This is a genomic window from Nocardia sp. 852002-20019_SCH5090214 (genome assembly GCF_001665865.1).
GTDB classification, from domain to species: Bacteria; Actinomycetota; Actinomycetes; order Mycobacteriales; family Mycobacteriaceae; genus Nocardia; species Nocardia nova.
Genome location: NZ_LZMK01000001.1, coordinates 1 through 873, shown reverse-complemented (window position 1 = coordinate 873; position 873 = coordinate 1). Strand labels below are relative to the sequence as shown.

General features: G+C 67.7%; 1 pseudogene. It reads left to right on the top strand.

Annotated features, from left to right (window positions below):
• Positions 1–873 (top strand): annotated as a pseudogene (locus tag A5780_RS40560) (hypothetical protein); the annotation flags it as partial.

Genomic DNA, 873 nt, shown 5'->3' with positions numbered 1-873 from the left:
ACCAGAAACTGACCGAACTGTGCGACGCCTTCGCCCACCAGTGGGGCGTGAACATCGACACCGAGCAGATGCAGGTCGGCATCGATCCCGACTTCGACGCAATCGGAGCCCAGAGCCGCGCGCAGGCGGCGGCGCTGTTCGCACGCCAGAGCGCGGCCATCGGGATCATCGAGGACCTGCCACTGGCCCCGGAAGCCAAACCCGTTGTCGGGCAGGCACTGCTGCGGTGGCGCGGGGAAAGCCTCGACGAAGCCCCCACCTACGCGTTGTCGTCTGCCGAGCAGCGGCGCGCGCAGCTCGACACCGATCTGGATTCCGCCGGCATCACCGGAGACGACCGCGCCCGCATCGACTTCGTCGTCGACTACCTCACCGGAGACACCCGAGACATCGACCTTCTCGCCTCGCCGGTGTGGGTCGACCCGGGCGAAGAAGCGCGCGGCCGGATCCCGGAACTGCTGGGCGGATTCGCCGAGGGCTACGTCAACGCGCAGAAGATGGCCGCCGAGATCTCGGTGATGACCGCGGCCGACCAGGCCCAGGTCCGTGAAGCCGGTAAGGCGATCCGCGCCGGACGCGAGCCCAGTACGCGACTGTGGCCCGGCTACGCCAACCGCGAGCAGATCAACGAGGAGATCTTCCTTCTCGCAGGCGATGTCGAAGACATTCGAGCAATCGCGGACTACGTCGCCGAGAACGACCTCTCCGACGAAAGTCCCGAGACCTGGGGTGTCGGTGACGAAACCGCCGCGACCATCGAGCGGCTGCGCGAGCGGGGCGACGAGATCGTCGCGGTCGCCACACTCCAGCACGGCCTGGCCGACATCGAGCGCAGCCAGCTCGTCACGATTGTCGACGACGTAGCCGCCGGAC